Source organism: Micromonospora sp. NPDC049044, from assembly GCF_040649215.1.
Lineage (GTDB): Bacteria > Actinomycetota > Actinomycetes > Mycobacteriales > Micromonosporaceae > Micromonospora.
On record NZ_JBEZFA010000038.1, the window covers coordinates 33,471 to 48,021 of the forward strand.

The 14,551-nt window shown below is 72.9% G+C and carries 15 protein-coding genes; 8 read left to right on the forward strand and 7 right to left on the reverse strand.

The window, feature by feature from the left end; genetic code table 11:
- Positions 1-5 precede the first annotated feature (5 nt).
- The gene (locus AB0B85_RS26420) at positions 6-962 is read right to left on the reverse strand and encodes a DMT family transporter (protein WP_357411661.1); all 957 of its coding nucleotides are present in this window, start codon (positions 960-962) and stop codon (positions 6-8) included.
- Between the two features lie 106 nt (positions 963-1,068).
- On the opposite strand from AB0B85_RS26420, the gene AB0B85_RS26425 reads away from it, so the two are divergent.
- Entirely contained in the window at positions 1,069-1,776 is a 708-nt protein-coding gene (locus AB0B85_RS26425; RefSeq protein WP_357411662.1) for an HAD family hydrolase, read from the forward strand.
- Positions 1,777-1,886: 110 nt separating this feature from the next.
- Here the strand turns inward: AB0B85_RS26425 and AB0B85_RS26430 are convergent, their stop codons facing one another.
- Positions 1,887-2,417: a hypothetical protein gene (locus AB0B85_RS26430; RefSeq protein WP_357411663.1), complete on the reverse strand. Its 531-nt coding sequence runs from the start codon at positions 2,415-2,417 to the stop codon at positions 1,887-1,889.
- Between the two features lie 12 nt (positions 2,418-2,429).
- A complete protein-coding gene (locus AB0B85_RS26435) occupies positions 2,430-3,299 on the reverse strand; it encodes a PhzF family phenazine biosynthesis protein (protein WP_357411664.1) in 870 nt (289 codons plus the stop codon).
- Positions 3,300-3,332: 33 nt separating this feature from the next.
- On the opposite strand from AB0B85_RS26435, the gene AB0B85_RS26440 reads away from it, so the two are divergent.
- From AB0B85_RS26440 to AB0B85_RS26450, 3 genes are all read left to right on the forward strand, one after another.
- Positions 3,333-4,619, forward strand: a complete 1,287-nt coding sequence (locus AB0B85_RS26440; protein ID WP_357411665.1) for a CBS domain-containing protein — start codon at positions 3,333-3,335, stop codon at positions 4,617-4,619.
- Entirely contained in the window at positions 4,612-5,244 is a 633-nt protein-coding gene (locus AB0B85_RS26445; RefSeq protein ID WP_357411666.1) for a DUF1003 domain-containing protein, read from the forward strand. The genes AB0B85_RS26440 and AB0B85_RS26445 overlap by 8 nt, the downstream gene beginning before the upstream one ends.
- A 76-nt stretch (positions 5,245-5,320) precedes the next feature.
- Entirely contained in the window at positions 5,321-6,469 is a 1,149-nt protein-coding gene (locus AB0B85_RS26450; RefSeq protein WP_357411667.1) for an Mrp/NBP35 family ATP-binding protein, read from the forward strand.
- Positions 6,470-6,643: 174 nt separating this feature from the next.
- Here AB0B85_RS26450 and AB0B85_RS26455 read toward each other — a convergent pair whose 3' ends face one another.
- Together AB0B85_RS26455 and AB0B85_RS26460 are read right to left on the reverse strand one after the other, a co-directional pair.
- Positions 6,644-7,066 (reverse strand): preprotein translocase subunit TatB, encoded by a 423-nt coding sequence (locus AB0B85_RS26455; RefSeq protein WP_357411668.1) that lies wholly within the window; start codon positions 7,064-7,066, stop codon positions 6,644-6,646.
- Positions 7,067-7,142: 76 nt separating this feature from the next.
- Positions 7,143-8,399, reverse strand: a complete 1,257-nt coding sequence (locus tag AB0B85_RS26460) for a trypsin-like peptidase domain-containing protein (RefSeq protein WP_357411669.1) — start codon at positions 8,397-8,399, stop codon at positions 7,143-7,145.
- Positions 8,400-8,926: 527 nt separating this feature from the next.
- Between AB0B85_RS26460 and AB0B85_RS26465 the strand changes: the two genes are divergently transcribed.
- Positions 8,927-9,577: an O-methyltransferase gene (locus tag AB0B85_RS26465; protein WP_357411693.1), complete on the forward strand. Its 651-nt coding sequence runs from the start codon at positions 8,927-8,929 to the stop codon at positions 9,575-9,577.
- A 6-nt stretch (positions 9,578-9,583) separates the two neighbouring features.
- Here the strand turns inward: AB0B85_RS26465 and AB0B85_RS26470 are convergent, their stop codons facing one another.
- Positions 9,584-11,062 carry a leucyl aminopeptidase family protein gene (locus AB0B85_RS26470; RefSeq protein WP_357411670.1) on the reverse strand — a complete coding sequence of 493 codons (1,479 nt, stop codon included), beginning with the start codon at positions 11,060-11,062 and terminating at the stop codon, positions 9,584-9,586.
- A 146-nt stretch (positions 11,063-11,208) separates the two neighbouring features.
- A complete protein-coding gene (locus AB0B85_RS26475) occupies positions 11,209-11,376 on the reverse strand; it encodes a DUF3117 domain-containing protein (RefSeq protein WP_007455245.1) in 168 nt (55 codons plus the stop codon).
- A 190-nt stretch (positions 11,377-11,566) separates the two neighbouring features.
- Here AB0B85_RS26475 and AB0B85_RS26480 point away from each other — a divergent pair, with 190 nt between their 5' ends.
- From AB0B85_RS26480 to AB0B85_RS26490, 3 genes are read left to right on the forward strand one after another with little or no spacing between them, the layout of a single operon-like run.
- Positions 11,567-12,385 carry a PaaX family transcriptional regulator C-terminal domain-containing protein gene (locus tag AB0B85_RS26480; protein ID WP_357075855.1) on the forward strand — a complete coding sequence of 273 codons (819 nt, stop codon included), beginning with the start codon at positions 11,567-11,569 and terminating at the stop codon, positions 12,383-12,385.
- Positions 12,386-12,389: 4 nt separating this feature from the next.
- Positions 12,390-13,181: an enoyl-CoA hydratase-related protein gene (locus AB0B85_RS26485; protein WP_357411671.1), complete on the forward strand. Its 792-nt coding sequence runs from the start codon at positions 12,390-12,392 to the stop codon at positions 13,179-13,181.
- A 59-nt stretch (positions 13,182-13,240) separates the two neighbouring features.
- Positions 13,241-14,539 carry a DUF1800 domain-containing protein gene (locus AB0B85_RS26490; RefSeq protein WP_357411672.1) on the forward strand — a complete coding sequence of 433 codons (1,299 nt, stop codon included), beginning with the start codon at positions 13,241-13,243 and terminating at the stop codon, positions 14,537-14,539.
- The last annotated feature ends 12 nt before the right edge of the window (positions 14,540-14,551 follow it).

Below are 14,551 nucleotides of genomic sequence, written 5' to 3' on the forward strand. Positions count from 1 at the left end.
CTCCTTCAGGGCAGTGGCGTCGGATCGGCGGGCAGGGCGGTGGGTGCGGTTGCCCGGCGGCCGGCGCGAGCACCGCCGAGCACCACCACCGCCACCCCGACCAGCAGCAGCGCCATCCCGACAAGCGCGTACGGGCGGGGCAACTGTCCCAGCCAGGCCCAGCCGAGCAGGGCCGCGCCGGGGGCTTCCAGCAGGATCAGCACGCTCACCGTGGTCGCCGAGATCTTCTGCAGGGCGTAGTTGAACATCGAGTGCCCGAGCAACTGCGCGCCGGCCACCAGGGCCAGGATGGCCAGCCAGGTGCGCCCGTCGAACCCGGTCAGCCGTACCCCGCCGACCAGGCACAGGGCCAGCAGGATCAGCGCGCAGATCCCATAGCAGATGGTGGTGTAGGTGGTGGTGCTGATGCTGGCACGGGCCCGTTCGCCGAAGGCGGTGTAGACGGCGGCGAACATGGCCCCGACCAGCGCCAGCACGTCGCCGAGGACGGCCCGACCGGAGACTCCCACGTCCACCCCGGTGGCGATCGCCGCACCGCCGACCGCCACCGCGATGCCGATCCACACCACCCGGGGCAACCGCCGCCCCTGGGCGCGGGCGATCAGCCCCTGCCAGACCGGTTGGGTGGCGACCAGGGCGGTGGACGTGGCGACGGTGGTGAGCTGGGCGCTCGGCACCCAGGTCGCGAAGTGCCCGGCGAGCGCGACCCCGGACAGCACGCAGAACAGGCCCTCCCGGCGCCCCGCCCCGACGGTCAGCCGGCGGAACTCGGCGCGGCGTCGGGCCAGCGCGAACGGGCTCAGCACGGCCACCGCGAGCAGGTTGCGCCAGAACGCGATGGCCAGCGCGGGGGCCGCCGCGTACGCGATAAGCGGCGCGGACGACGACACGGCGACCACGGCCAGCCCGACCGCGCCGGTCGTCAGTGGATCCACTGTCGGTCGGGATGAAGGTGGGGGCACGGGACGTAATCCTCACACGTATGACGGTCAGCACGGAGGGTCATCACTCCGTTACGATCACGCGGTTCCGCGCCGGCGACCCCCGACCGCCCGGAGGCGTTCCCCCATGCCCAGCTACCAGGCGGTGCTGTTCGACTTCTTCGGCACCCTGACCCGCCCGGTGCAGCGCGGTGTCGCGCACCTCGGCACCGCCGAGCTGCTCGGCTGCCACACCGATGCGCTCACCGAGGTGCTGAACCGCACCTACTACGAACGGGCCACCGGCCGGCTCGGCAACGCCGAGGCGACCCTGCGGTGGGTATGCGCCCAGGTCGGCGTACACCCCACTGACCACGCGGTGCGGGCGGCGGTGGCGTCCCGGCACCGGGCGGTCCGCGCGGACACCTGGCTGCGGGCCGAGGCCGTGCCGGTGCTGGCGGCCCTGCGCCAACGCGGCCTGCGCACCGGCGTGATCAGCGACTGTACGCACGAGCTCCCTGCCTTCCTGCCCCAACTCGCGGTCGCCCCACTGCTCGACGTGCGGGTCTTCTCGGTGCAGGTAGGACGGTGCAAGCCGGATCCGGTGCTCTACCTGACCGCCTGTCAGCGGCTCGGGCTCACGCCGGCCGACTGCCTCTACGTCGGTGACGGCGGCAGCCAGGAGCTGACCGGCGCCGAGCGGGCCGGGATGACCGCCGTCCGACTCGCCGCCCCGGATCTGGCCACACACATGGTGTTCAACGCCGACCTGGACTGGCAGGGTCCCACGCTCGGCGCACTGGGTGAGGTGCTCACCCTCGTCGACGTGGTGGGCGTCGGCGGCCGGGCCGGTTGACCCGAGCAGCGGCGGCGGTCCGGTCGCGGCGGGCCGTCGCGGCCGGCGTTGATCGAGGCGCGGTCGCGGAAGACCGGCAGCGGACCGCGGGGATCGAGGCGCGGTCGCGGTCAGCGCCGGCGGACCCGGTGCAGGCGGAACGGCTTGCGGGTGGCCCGCACCGCCGGGGTGGCCCGGGGTGGCTCGGCCTGCGCGTCGGCGGGCAGCTCCGCGCCGGCCAGCGGCGTACCCGCCGGGGTGAGTCGGTTCACCGCACACCCGTCGGCCGCCCAGCGGGCCACCAGGTCGGCGGTCGGACCCGGCGCGTTGAGGCGCTTCGCCGCCACCAGCGGTGCGGCGGTGTCCCACGCCTCGGTGCCCGGCCGCACCCGGCTCACCCGGGCCGGCCAGGTGACGATCCGACCACCATGATCACCGCGCAGGGTGACCTGCGCCTCGGTCGCGTCGGCCAGACCCGGCGCGGCCTGCTCGCCCGGCCCGGAGACCACGAGCAGCGCACCCTCGAGCGGGGCGCACCAGAGGGCGAGCGACGGCCCACCGGCCACGCTGACCCAGGCCACCGCGGCCTTCTTCATCGCCTCGTCGACAAGCGGTGTGCCCCCGGGGGCGTTCTCGTCCGTCACACCCGCATCCTCCCGCATCGGCACCGCCGCTCAACCCACGAAGGGCGGAACGGTGATCTCGCCCCGGGCCACCGGCATCACCTGACCGGCGACCGTCGCCCCGACCGCCACCCCGTCCGCCGCGGTGACAGTGCAGGCCAGCGCGGACGGGCGGTTGATCTCCACGCCCTGACGCACCGCGTACCGGGACAGCCCCGCACCGGGCAGCAGCCCGGTCGCCACCAGCCAGACCCCGAGGCCGAGCGCCGCCGAGCCGGTCGCCGGGTCCTCCGGGACACCCAGCCCCGGCACGAACACCCGCGCGTGCGCGGTTTGCGCGGCGGCATCCCAGGAGAAGACGCTGACGTGCGACACCCCGTACCGCTGCGCCGCCGCCGCGTCCACCCGCGCACGGGCCACCGACTCCGCGCGCACCGGCAGGTACGGGAACTCCAGCCCGCAGCCCGCGACGCGGGGAGCCGGCCCGACGTGGTCGGCAGCGGTCAACCCGGCGATCTCCAGCAACGGCTCCGGGTCCAACTCCGGCCCGAGGGTCGGCGTGCCACCGGTCAACGTCGCCCCGGTCGCTGTCACCTCGATCGGCAGCACCCCGGCTCCGCACTCCTGGGTGACCTGCCCCACACCGAACATCCCTCGTCGGCTCGCGGTGACCGCCGCGCCGACGCTCGGGTGCCCGGCGAACGGCAACTCCTCGGCCGGCGTGAAGATCCTCGCCCGGTAGGTGGCACCGACCTGGGTCGGCGGCAGCACGAACACCGTCTCGGAAAGGTTGAACTCAAGCGCGAGCGCCTGCATCTGCTCGGTGGCCAGCGCCTCCGCGCCGAACACCACGGCCAGCGGGTTGCCGGCGAACGGGCGGTCGGTGAAGACGTCCACGATCTCGTAGGCCAAGGTCGACATGTTGATAAACACTAGGCGCTTAGGCTGGTGCGCGTGAGCACGCCGACCCGGGTCTACATCGCCCGTCTCGCCGGAGTCGCCGTCTTCGACCCGAACGGCGACCAGGTGGGGCGGGTTCGCGACGCCGTGGCCCGGCTACGGGCGACCAAACGACCTCCGGAGGTGGTGGGGCTCGTCGCCGAGATGCCGATGCGTCGCCGGATCTTCCTGTCCATCAACCGGATCACCTCCATCGACGCGGACGCGGTGGTGCTCGGCTCCGGCACCCTCAACCTGCGCCGCTTCGAGAAGCGCCCGAACGAGCTGCTGGTCCTCCAGGAGTTGCTCGATCGGCGGGTGCAGCTCGACCCGGGCGGCCAGCCCGGCGCGGTGGTGGACGTCGCGATGGAGTGCAGCCGGGGCGACGAGTGGTCGCTGACCCGGGTCGCCGTACGCGAGCAGACCGGGCGACTCAGCCGCCGCGGCCACCTGCACCAGGTCGAGTGGGACCGGGTGCGCGGGCTCAGCGGCATCGCCGACAACCGGGGTACGGCGAATCTGCTCGCCGTCCTGGAGGACATGCGCCCCGCCGACCTGGCCAACGCGCTTCAGGACCTGCCCGACACACGGCGCAACGAGGTAGCGGCCGCGCTCGACGACGAGCGGCTGGCCGACGTGCTCAGCGAACTGCCGGAGCACGACCAGGTGGAGATCCTCGCCGCACTGGACCGGGAACGGGCCGCGGACGTCCTTGAGGAGATGGACCCGGACGACGCGGCCGACCTGCTCAACGAGCTACCCCCACCGGAGCAGGACGTGCTGCTGGACCTGATGGAACCGGACGAGGCCGACCCGGTGCGTCAGCTGCTGAAGTACACGCCGGGCACGGCGGGCAGTGTGATGACGTCGGAGCCGGTCATCCTCCCGCCGGACGCCACGGTCGCCGAGGCGCTGGCCCGGATCCGGGAGCCGCAGCTCTCCCCCGCCGTCGCCGCGCAGGTCTTCGTCACCCGGGCACCGCAGAACACCCCGACCGGCCGCTACCTGGGCATGGTGCACTTCCAGGCGCTGCTGCGCGAACCGCCGGCCGACCTGCTGGGCAAGGTGGTGGTCAACGACATCGACCCGTTGCGCCCCACCACACCGCTGCCGGAGATCACCCGTCGGATGGCGACCTACGACCTGGTCGCCATGCCGGTGATCGACCGGAACAACCGGCTGGTCGGTGCCGTGACGGTGGACGACGTGCTGGACCACTCGCTACCCCGGGACTGGCGGGACCGCGACGCCCTGACCGCCCCGGGCACCACCGACACCGTGCTGGACGGCGTGGATGGCTGAGCAGCGGCGGACCGAACGGCTGGACCAGCCGCGCGAACCCCGGGGCATCAAGCTGCCCCGGTTCGACGCGGAGGCGTTCGGCAGGTGGTCGGAGGGCATCGCCCGGGGCATGGGCACCGCGAACTTCATCGTCGTCATGACTGTGGTGATCGCGATCTGGTTCGCCTGGAACACGTTGGCCCCGGTGGACCTGCGCTTCGACCCGTACACCTTCACGTTCCTGACCCTGGTGCTGTCGTTGCAGGCCAGCTACGCCGCACCGCTGATCCTGCTGGCCCAGAACCGGCAGGCCGACCGGGACCGGTTGGCGTTGGAGGAGGACCGGCGGCGAGCCACCGCGCAGAAGGCGGACACCGAGTACCTGGCCCGGGAGATCGCCGCACTGCGGATCGCGATGGGTGAGGTGGCCACCCGTGACTTCCTCCGCTCGGAACTGGCCCGGCTGGCCGAGGAGCTGGACGAGGTGGGGCAGCGCCGGCAACGGTTGGAGCGCCGCCAGCAGGAGCGACGCGGGCAGCGGCCGACCGACGGCGGCGGCCTGGACGAGCCGCGCGACGACCTGGACGGCGACGTCGCCCACGACCCCCGGCCGGACGGCACCGGGCCGCGCCGGTCGGAGAGCTGATCCGTGGGTCATCGATTGGCTCACACCGCCCCGGGCAGCAGCGGCAGCGGATGCCCCGCGACGTAGCATTGCGGGCATGTCAGCACCCGTGAGCACCGTCGAGGACGCGATCCAGGCCGCCCTGGCCACCGTCAACGACCCGGAGATCCGCCGGCCCATCACCGAGCTGGGCATGGTCCGCTCCGCCACGATCGCTGCCAACGGCGTCGTACGCGTCGAGCTGCTGCTCACCGTCGCCGGCTGCCCGCTCAAGGACAAACTGCGTACGGACATCACGAGCGCGGTCGCCGCGGTGCCCGGCGTGACCGGCGTGGAGATCGACTTCGGGGTGATGACCCCGGAGCAGCGGCAGTCGTTGCAGTCGCAACTGCGCGGTGGGGGTGCCACGGAGGAGCCGGTCATCCCGTTCGCGCAGCCCGGCTCCCGCACCCGGGTGTACGCGGTGGCCAGCGGCAAGGGTGGCGTCGGCAAGTCCAGCGTGACTGTCAACCTGGCGGCGGCGCTGGCCGCCCGTGGGCTCTCCGTCGGCGTTGTCGACGCTGACATCTACGGCCACTCGGTGCCCCGGATGCTCGGCGCGGACGGCCGTCCCACCCGGGTCGAAGACATGATCATGCCGCCGCAGTCGCACGGCGTGAAGGTGATCTCGATCGGCATGTTCACCTCCGGCAACGCCGCGGTGGTGTGGCGCGGCCCGATGCTGCACCGGGCGTTGCAGCAGTTCCTGGCCGACGTCTACTGGGGCGACCTGGACGTGCTCCTGCTCGACCTGCCTCCGGGCACGGGTGACGTGGCCATCTCACTTGCCCAACTGCTGCCCAACTCGGAGATCCTGCTGGTCACCACCCCGCAGACGGCAGCCGCCGAGGTGGCCGAGCGGGCCGGCGCGATCGCCCTGCAGACCCACCAGCGGGTGGTTGGCGTCATCGAGAACATGTCCTGGCTGGAGTTGCCGGACGGATCCCGGATGGAGATCTTCGGTGCCGGGGGTGGCACGGCCGTCGCCGAGTCGCTGAGCCGGACCATCGGCGCCCAGGTGCCGCTGCTCGGTCAGATCCCGCTTGACACCCGGGTCCGCGAGGCCGGCGACGCGGGCAACCCGATAGTGCTGGCCGAGCCGGAGTCGCCGGCCGCGCAGGCCCTCGGCGCGGTCGCCGACCGGCTCGCGCTGCGCCGTGAGTCGCTGCTCGGCAAGCCGCTCGGTCTCAAGCCCGCCGGCCGCTGACCTCGACGCACACCGCCAGCCCGTCGGCCGCCCATCGGCCGACGGGCTGAGTCGTCTCGTGGTCGACTCGACTTTGAGGATGTCGGGGTATTCCACCCCGACGGAGAGGCCGACTTCCCGAAATCCGAGTTGATCACCGTCGGGCTGAGGCTCAGGCGGTGCGGAGCGGGTCCGTCAGGTGGCGTCGTCGTAGCTGGCGCGGGGAGCCGGCGCCGACGGGCTGCCGGTGGCCGTGCTGGGCCGGGAGCCGCCCGAGCGCACGTCCGCGGCGCTGGCCACGTCCTTCAGGTCGTCGTGCACGCTGCCGACGTCGGCGCGGAGGTTGTCGTAGACGCCCTGCAACGGCTTGCGGATCGCCGCCTCGTCCTCCTCGCTGAGGAGGTGCTTGCGGATGAAGGCCTTCGGGTGCAGGTCCTCCAGCTGGATGTCGGTGCCCAGCTCACGACTCAGGTCGCCGGTGGCGTTACGGGCCATGTTGCGCAGGTTGCGCACCAGCCGCAGGCCGTCGTTGATGACCGCGGGCAGCCGATCACCGAAGATCAGCAGCGCCAGGAGCAGCAGCGCCCCGATCTCCCACCAGTTCAGGTTCTCGAACATCCCGCTGGCCTCCTCTCCGCCTCAGCAGCAAGACTACGCACGCCGGGCGGCGTTCGGGCAAGGGGTTGAACGGTGTTCACTTCGCGTCCGCGGCGAGTGTTACCGAGGTGTTCTGCCGGGCGGAGCCTCGTCGAAACTCGACGGACACCACCGAGCCCGGCGCGAACTTGCGGACCAGCGCGGTCAGGTCCGTCGGCTCGGTCATCGGCCGCCCGTTGATCTTGAGGATGACATCGCCGGCCTTCAGCCCGGCGCTGTCCGCCGGGCCGGAGGGCTCCACCTCCGCCAGCCGCAGACCACCCCCGGCGACCCCACTCGGGCCGTCCGCCCGGGCACCGATCACCGTACGCCGGGCCTTGCCGGTGCCGATGATGTCCTGGGTGACCCGCTTGGCCTGGTTGATCGGAATGGCGAAGGCGAGGCCGATGTTGCCCGCCTCCTGCCCCTCGGCGACAAGCGACTTGATTGTCGAGTTCACCCCGACCACCCGTCCGGCTCCGTCGACCAACGGCCCACCGGAGTTGCCGTGGTTGACTGCCGCGTCGGTCTGGATGGCCGCGTAGTACCGGATCGGGCCACCCGGCTCGCCGGCCTGCATCGTCCGGTCCAGGGCACTCACGATGCCGGCGGTGACCGTGTTGGCGAGCGACAGCGGCGAGCCGATGGCGAGCACCGGGTCACCGACGGCCAGGGCGTCGGAGTCGCCGAACTCCACAGGTCGCAGTCCGCTCCGACTCACCTTGATCACCGCGATGTCCGACTCCGGATCCTGACCGACGATCGTCGCCGGCGCGGTGCTGCCGTCGTTGAAGACCACCGAGGCCTTGCCGGTGCCACCGGCCACCACGTGGTCGTTGGTGATCACGTGACCGTCGGCGGTGGCGATGAAGCCGGAGCCCTCGCTGGTCCCGCCGAGGCTGCTCACCCGGATGGTGACCACGCTGGGCAGGACCCGTTCGGCGACCCCGGCCAGCGACTCCGGCTTGCGTTGGGCAAGCGCGGGTGCCTCCGCTGGCGCACCGCCGAGCACCACCCCGGCAGCCCCGCCACGGACCGCGAACGCGTAGCCCAACGCCCCACCGAGGGTGCCGGCCAGCAACGCGGTGATCACGGGAATGAGCAACAGTTGGCGTAACGTCGGCCGACCCGGCGCGTCCGGATCGGTGACCGGCTCGGGCTCGGAGCCGACCGCCACCGCCCCCGGCACCACCACCGCTGTCGGTGCCGACGGGTCCCGCCAGGGATCGGCGAGCGCGTCGGACCACCAGGGCGACGCCCCGGCGGTGCCAGGTCCGCCGGCCACAGGCACCTGCCAACCCGGTGCCTGTGCCACCGGCGGGTACCCGGAACCCGGCACGCCAGCCGGCGACCCGAACGGCACGCCGCCCGGCGGCGGCCCAACAGCCGTACCTCCCGGCGGCGGCCCAACCGGCAGGCTGCCCGGCGGCGGCACGGCGGCCGCACCCCCCGGCGGTGGTTCGGCGGGCAGGCTGCCCGACGGCGGCGCAGCGGGCGTGCTGCCGGCCCCCGGCGTGGTGGGCGATCCCGCTGGCGGGGCCCCTGCCCCGGGCGGTCGCGCCGGAGCCGGAGTCTCACCGCCCCGGCGCCAGTCCCAGCCGTCGGTCACGTCGGTGCCTCCCAGTCGGTCCCCGGATCCCGCGCCGCGTCGCCCGGCCACGGGCCGGTCTGGTCGCGGCTGACGGGATGCCGCTTCCAGGATTGCACGGATGCCCGCGGTGGAGTCAGCGGTTGCCCCTGTGATCGCGTCAGACGGAGGCCCGACTGCGCCCCCTGGCGGTCGCCTCTACGCTCACAGTGCCAACCCGCCCCCGCACCACGCACCGCTCCCGGAGGTGCCCCATCGCCACGGTCGCCGGTACCGGCAGTTCGTCGGCCCAGGCCCAGCAGTTCGCCGAGTCTTACGTCACCGAGGATCTCGTCCTGCGCACCGCCCGTAGCCTGGCCCTGGAGGTGGGCCTCGACGCGGTCACCCCCGGCGCCGGAGCGGCGTTGCGGCTCCTGGCTGCCGCCGGCAACGCCCGCGCGGTGGTGGAGATCGGCACCGGCACCGGGGTGAGCGGGGTCTGGCTGCTGCGCGGCATGCGCGCCGACGGTGTGCTCACCACTATCGACGTGGAGGTGGAGCATCAGCGGATCGCCCGGCGGATCTTCGCCGAGGCGGGCTTCGCGGCCGGCCGTACGCGGATCATCACCGGTCGGGCGCTCGACGTGCTGCCCCGACTCGCCGACGGCGCGTACGACCTGGTCTTCGTGGACGCGGAGGCGACCGGCTTCCACGCCTGCGTGGAAGCCGCACTGCGGCTGTTGCGCCCGGGCGGTGTGCTCGCCCTCAACGGCGTGTTGGCGAGCGGCCGGATCGGTGACCCGGCCGCCCGGGACGCGGAGACGGTGACGGTCCGCGAGACGATCAAAGCCGTCCGGGAGTCGGAGCACTGGATCCCCGCCCTGCTTCCGGTCGGGCACGGTGTGCTCGCCGCGGTGAAGTGCTGATCCGGGTCAGTCGACGCTGGCCAGCCAACGCAGCAACCACCGCACGCCCCAACCGGTGGCGCCGCGGCTGACCTCGGCCTGGTCGCCGTCCGCCCAGGACGGGGCCGACATGTCCAGGTGCAGCCAGCGGTCCCGTAGTTCGCCCGTGAACTCGCGCAGGTAGAGGGCGGCCAGCACCGATCCGGCCCCCTGGGTCGGCGCACTGTAGAGATCGGCGATGTCGCTGCCCAGGTACTCGACGTAGTCGTTGTGCAGCGGCATCCGCCAGGCCGACTCGCCGGCCGCCTCGGTAGCGGCCAGCACGTCAGCGGCCAGTTGGTCGTTCTCGCTGTACAGGGCGGCGGTGCGCTTGCCGAGCGCCACGGCGTTGGCGCCGGTGAGGGTGGCCAGGTCGAGCAGCAGATCCGGTTTGAGCTCCCGCACCGCGTACGCCAGGGCGTCGGCGAGGACCAGTCGACCCTCGGCGTCGGAGTTGGTCGTCTCGCTTGTCGTTCCGTCGTAGTGCCGGACGACGTCGCCGGGGCGGAACGCCGAGCCGCTCACCATGTTCTCGGCGAGCGGGGCGAGCGTGGTGATCCGGACCGGCAGCCGTAGCGCGGCGGCGCCGAGGGTGGCGGCGACGACAGCTGCCGCGCCGGCCATGTCCTTGCGCATCAGTTTCATCGCCGGCACCGGCTTGATCGAGATGCCGCCGGTGTCGAAGGTGATGCCCTTGCCGACAAGCACCACATGGGTACGCGCGTCGGCGGGGTGCCAGTCCAGCTCGACGAGTCGCGGGCCGCTGGCCGAGCCACCGCCCACGGCGAGGATTCCGCCGAAGCCCTCGGCGGCCAACTCGGCCGGGCCGCGGACCCGCAGTCGCAGGTCCGGCAGGTCGGCTGCGGCGGAGGCCACCTGGTCGGCGAACCACTGCGGGGTCTTCACCGAGGCGGGGGTGTTGGTCAGGTCACGGGCGAGATGGGTCATCGCCGCGGTGGTCCGGGCCGTGGCGACGACGGCCTCGAAGGTGGCCGGGTCGGCGAGCAGCAGGTCGACGTCGGTGAGCGTCGGCGCGTCACCGGCCTCGGTCAGCCGGTACCGGTACGAGGCGAGCAGCAGCCCCTCGGTCAACCCGCGCACCTCGGTCGGAGTCAGCTCGGCCGGCAGCGCGATGGTGATATGCGTCTCACTCGCGCCGGTGCTGCGGGCCAGGGCCGCGCCGGCCGTCCGCCACGCCGCCTCGCCACCGTCGCCGATGCCGAGCAGCAGGAGCCGACCGGGGGTACGGCCGGGACGCAACTGGGTGTGGATCTCGCCAGCTCGGCCGTCCAGCCGGGCCGCCGACGCCAGCGCGGCTGCCTCGTCGGCCGTGCCGTCCGGCGGGGCCGCAGCCGTCGACACCGGCTCGGCCGAGGCGTCACCTCCCGCCGCCGGATCGGCGGGACGGACAGGCAGGACGAGGACGTCGAGCCGGTCGGGCTCGGCGATCAGACGGATGGCGAGCACGCGGAACCGTACCTCCAGGAAAGTGTCGCGGAGCGGGACTCAGCCCGCCTGCCCGCAGGAATGAAGACCCTGAGCCACCGGCGGTACCGGTGGCTCAGGGTCGCCGAACGCTCCGGGCGGTGGAAGCCGCCCGGACCACTCCTTACTCAGCCGGCCGCCGCCTTCAACGCGTCACCGAGCGCGTTGGCCTCGTCGGGAGTCATCTCGACGACGAGCCGGCCACCGCCCTCCAGCGGGACCCGCATGACGATGCCCCGCCCCTCCTTGGTGACTTCCAGCGGACCGTCGCCCGTCCGCGGCTTCATCGCCGCCATGTTGTCTCCCCTCAGACCTACACCAGGGTCGGTGGGTTGCCCCACAGCCACTTCGTCACGACCACCCGCAACTGTCGCGGAGGTGTCAACAAACGATTTTCCCTGATGAACACCGCCGGACCCAAACCGGAGCAGCATTGATGTAACAGCATCTAGCTTATCTTGAGAAGGCCTGTCACAATGTGCGGTCATGCAGGCACGGTCGGCACTCTTCGACCTGTACGGCGACCACCTCCGGCCGAGGGGTGGCCGCGCACCGGTTGCTGCCCTGGTCAAGCTGCTGGCGCCGCTGGGAATCGCACCGCCAGCCGTTCGCACCGCCGTGTCCCGGATGGTGCGTCAGGGCTGGCTCGAGCCGCTCCGGTTGATCTCCGGACCGGGATATTCGATCACACCGAAAGCCGCCCGACGACTCGACGAGGCGGCGTCCCGGATCTACCGGACCGGCCGGGTCACCTGGGACGGCCGGTTCGATCTGCTGGTGTTGGAGGCCCCGGGCTCCCGACGGGACCGGCAACGGCTGGCCGCGAACCTGAGCTTCCTCGGCTACGGCACGCTCGACGAGCAGACCTGGGTCGCCACCCGACCCGCCGACGACGTCGACCTGATCCTGGCCGAGGCCGGCATCCGGTTCGAGCGGTTCACCGCCTCCCACTTCTCCGGCACCCCCGGCGCCATGGGTGTGGTCCGGCGGGCCTGGAACCTGACCGAGATCGGCCGCGCCTACGAGCGGTTCGTCGCGGATCAGCGCCCCCTGCTCTCCGCCGTCACCGTGCGCAGCAGCGACGAGGAGGCGTACGCGACCCGGTTCCGGCTGGTGCACGCGTGGCGTACCTTCCTCTTCCGGGACCCGCAGCTGCCCCCGGCGCTGCTGCCCGAACGCTGGCCCGGCACCGCCGCGGCCAGTTTCTTCGACCGGCACGCCGCCCGCCTGCGGCCGGCCGCGGACCGGTACGTCGAGCAGTGCCTCGACGCCGGCAACCGCCTCGTCCGACAGAAGGGTCGTTAGACACGTGACCGAGCCGCTGCTCGTCGACCGGACCGACGCCGTCGTCACTCTCACGCTCAACCGGGCGAACGCGATGAACGCGCTCGACGTGGCGCTGAAGGAGGCGCTGCGGGACACCCTGGCGGAGCTGGAGACCGACCGGTCCTGCCGGGCGGTAGTGCTGGCCGGGGCGGGCGGCTCGTTCAGCGCCGGCCAGGACCTGCGCGAGCACGTGGCGACGCTGGAAAACGCGGCGAGCGATCCGCTGGGTACCGTCCGGGCGCACTACAACCCGATCGCCGCCCGGCTCGCCAACCTGCCCAAGCCGGTGATCGCCGCGGTTCGTGGGATGGCCGCCGGCGCGGGCGCGTCGCTTGCCTTCCTCGCCGACATCCGCATCGGTGGCCCGTCCACAAGCTTCCTGATGGCCTTCGCCAAGGTCGGCCTCGCCGCCGACACCGGCGCCTCGTGGACCCTGCCCCGGCTGGTCGGCCACGCCAAGGCGGTGGAGCTGCTGATGCTTGCCGAGCCGGTACGCGCCGAGGAAGCCTGCCGGATCGGCCTGCTCAACCGGCTGACCGACGACGACGAACTGGTGCTGCCGACCGCCCAGGAGTTGGCCGCGCGCCTCGCCGCCGGTCCGACTGTCGCGTACGGGGCGATCAAGCGGCAGCTCTCCATCGCCGACGCCGGCACCCTCGCCGACGCCCTCGCGGCCGAGGCGCAGGCCCAATCGATCTGCGGCGCCACCGCCGACCACCGGGCGGCCACGTTCGCCTTCGTCGGCAAGCAGAAACCGGTCTTCGAGGGACGCTGAACGCGATTCGGACGCCGCCCTTACCGTCCTCGAACACGGGCCGCCTAGCGTCGGCGTCCATGAGCGATCGGGAAGCGGTGGCGCATCTGCTGCGCCGGGCCACCTTCGGGCCGACCGCAGACGAGGTGGACGCCGCCGAGCGGGCCGGACCGGCGGCGACGGTGGACCACCTGCTCGATCCGGGGCGGGCCGACCGTGGCGCGGCGGCCACCCCGCCGCCGGCGCTGGCCCCGGATCCGTACGCCCGACTGACCGGCGAATCCAGCCGCGAGCAGCGCCAGCAGGCCAACGCGGAGCGGCGCAAGCAACTCCAGCAGGTCACCGGCTGGTGGTTGGACCGGATGGTGGCCGCCGAGGACGGGCTGACCGAGAAGCTGCTCTTCTTCTGGCACGGGCACTGGGCGACGAGCGCACAGAAGGTCAAGTCGGCCCGGATGATGCAGGGCCAACTGGACACGCTGCGCCGACACGGACGCGGGCCGCTGGCCCCGCTGGTGACCGCGATGGTGCGCGACCCCGCCCTGATCATCTGGTTGGACGGGCAGAAGAACACCCGCAAGGCCCCGAACGAGAACCTGGCCCGCGAGCTGATGGAGCTGTTCACCCTCGGCATCGGCGCCTACTCCGAGGCGGACGTGAAAGCCGGTGCGCGCGCCCTGACCGGGTGGGTGGTCGACAGGCGGGCCGGGGTGGCCCGCTTCGCGGCCAACCGGCACGACCCCGCCGAGAAGACGATCCTCGGGCAGCGCGGCCGGTTCGACGCCGAGGCGTACGCCGGGCTGCTGGCCGCCCAACCCGCGGCGGCGACGTTCGTGGCCGGGCGGCTCTGGTTCCGCTACGCCGGCACCGACGTCCCGGCCCCGGCGGGCCTGTCCGGCGCGGACACCATCGCGACCCTGCGGGCGATCTTCACGGCGTCGGCCTTCGCCCAGACCCGGGGCACGCTCGTCAAGCAGCCGGTGGAGTGGCTTGTCGGCGCGCTGCGGCAGCTCGGTATCCGACCGGCCGCCCTGCCGGAGCAGCAACACAAGCAACTACTGGCCAGCCTCAACGCGCTGGACCAGGTGCCGCTACGACCGCCGAGCGTCGGCGGGTGGCCGGCCGGGGCCGCCTGGCTGACCACCTCCTCGTTGCAGGCGCGGCTGCGGACCGCCGGCCTGCTCGCCAGCGCGGTGAATCCGGCGGTGCTGGCCCGGCTGACCGCCGCCCCCACCGCCGGCCGGGCGGACGCGCTGGCGCGGCTCCTGGTGGTGGACGGCTGGAGCGCGCGGACCCGGGCCGCCCTCACCCCGCTGGCCGGCGAGCCCCGCAAGCTGCTGGCCGCCGGCCTGGTCAGCCCCGAATACACAGTCAGCTGAGCGGAGGAGTCG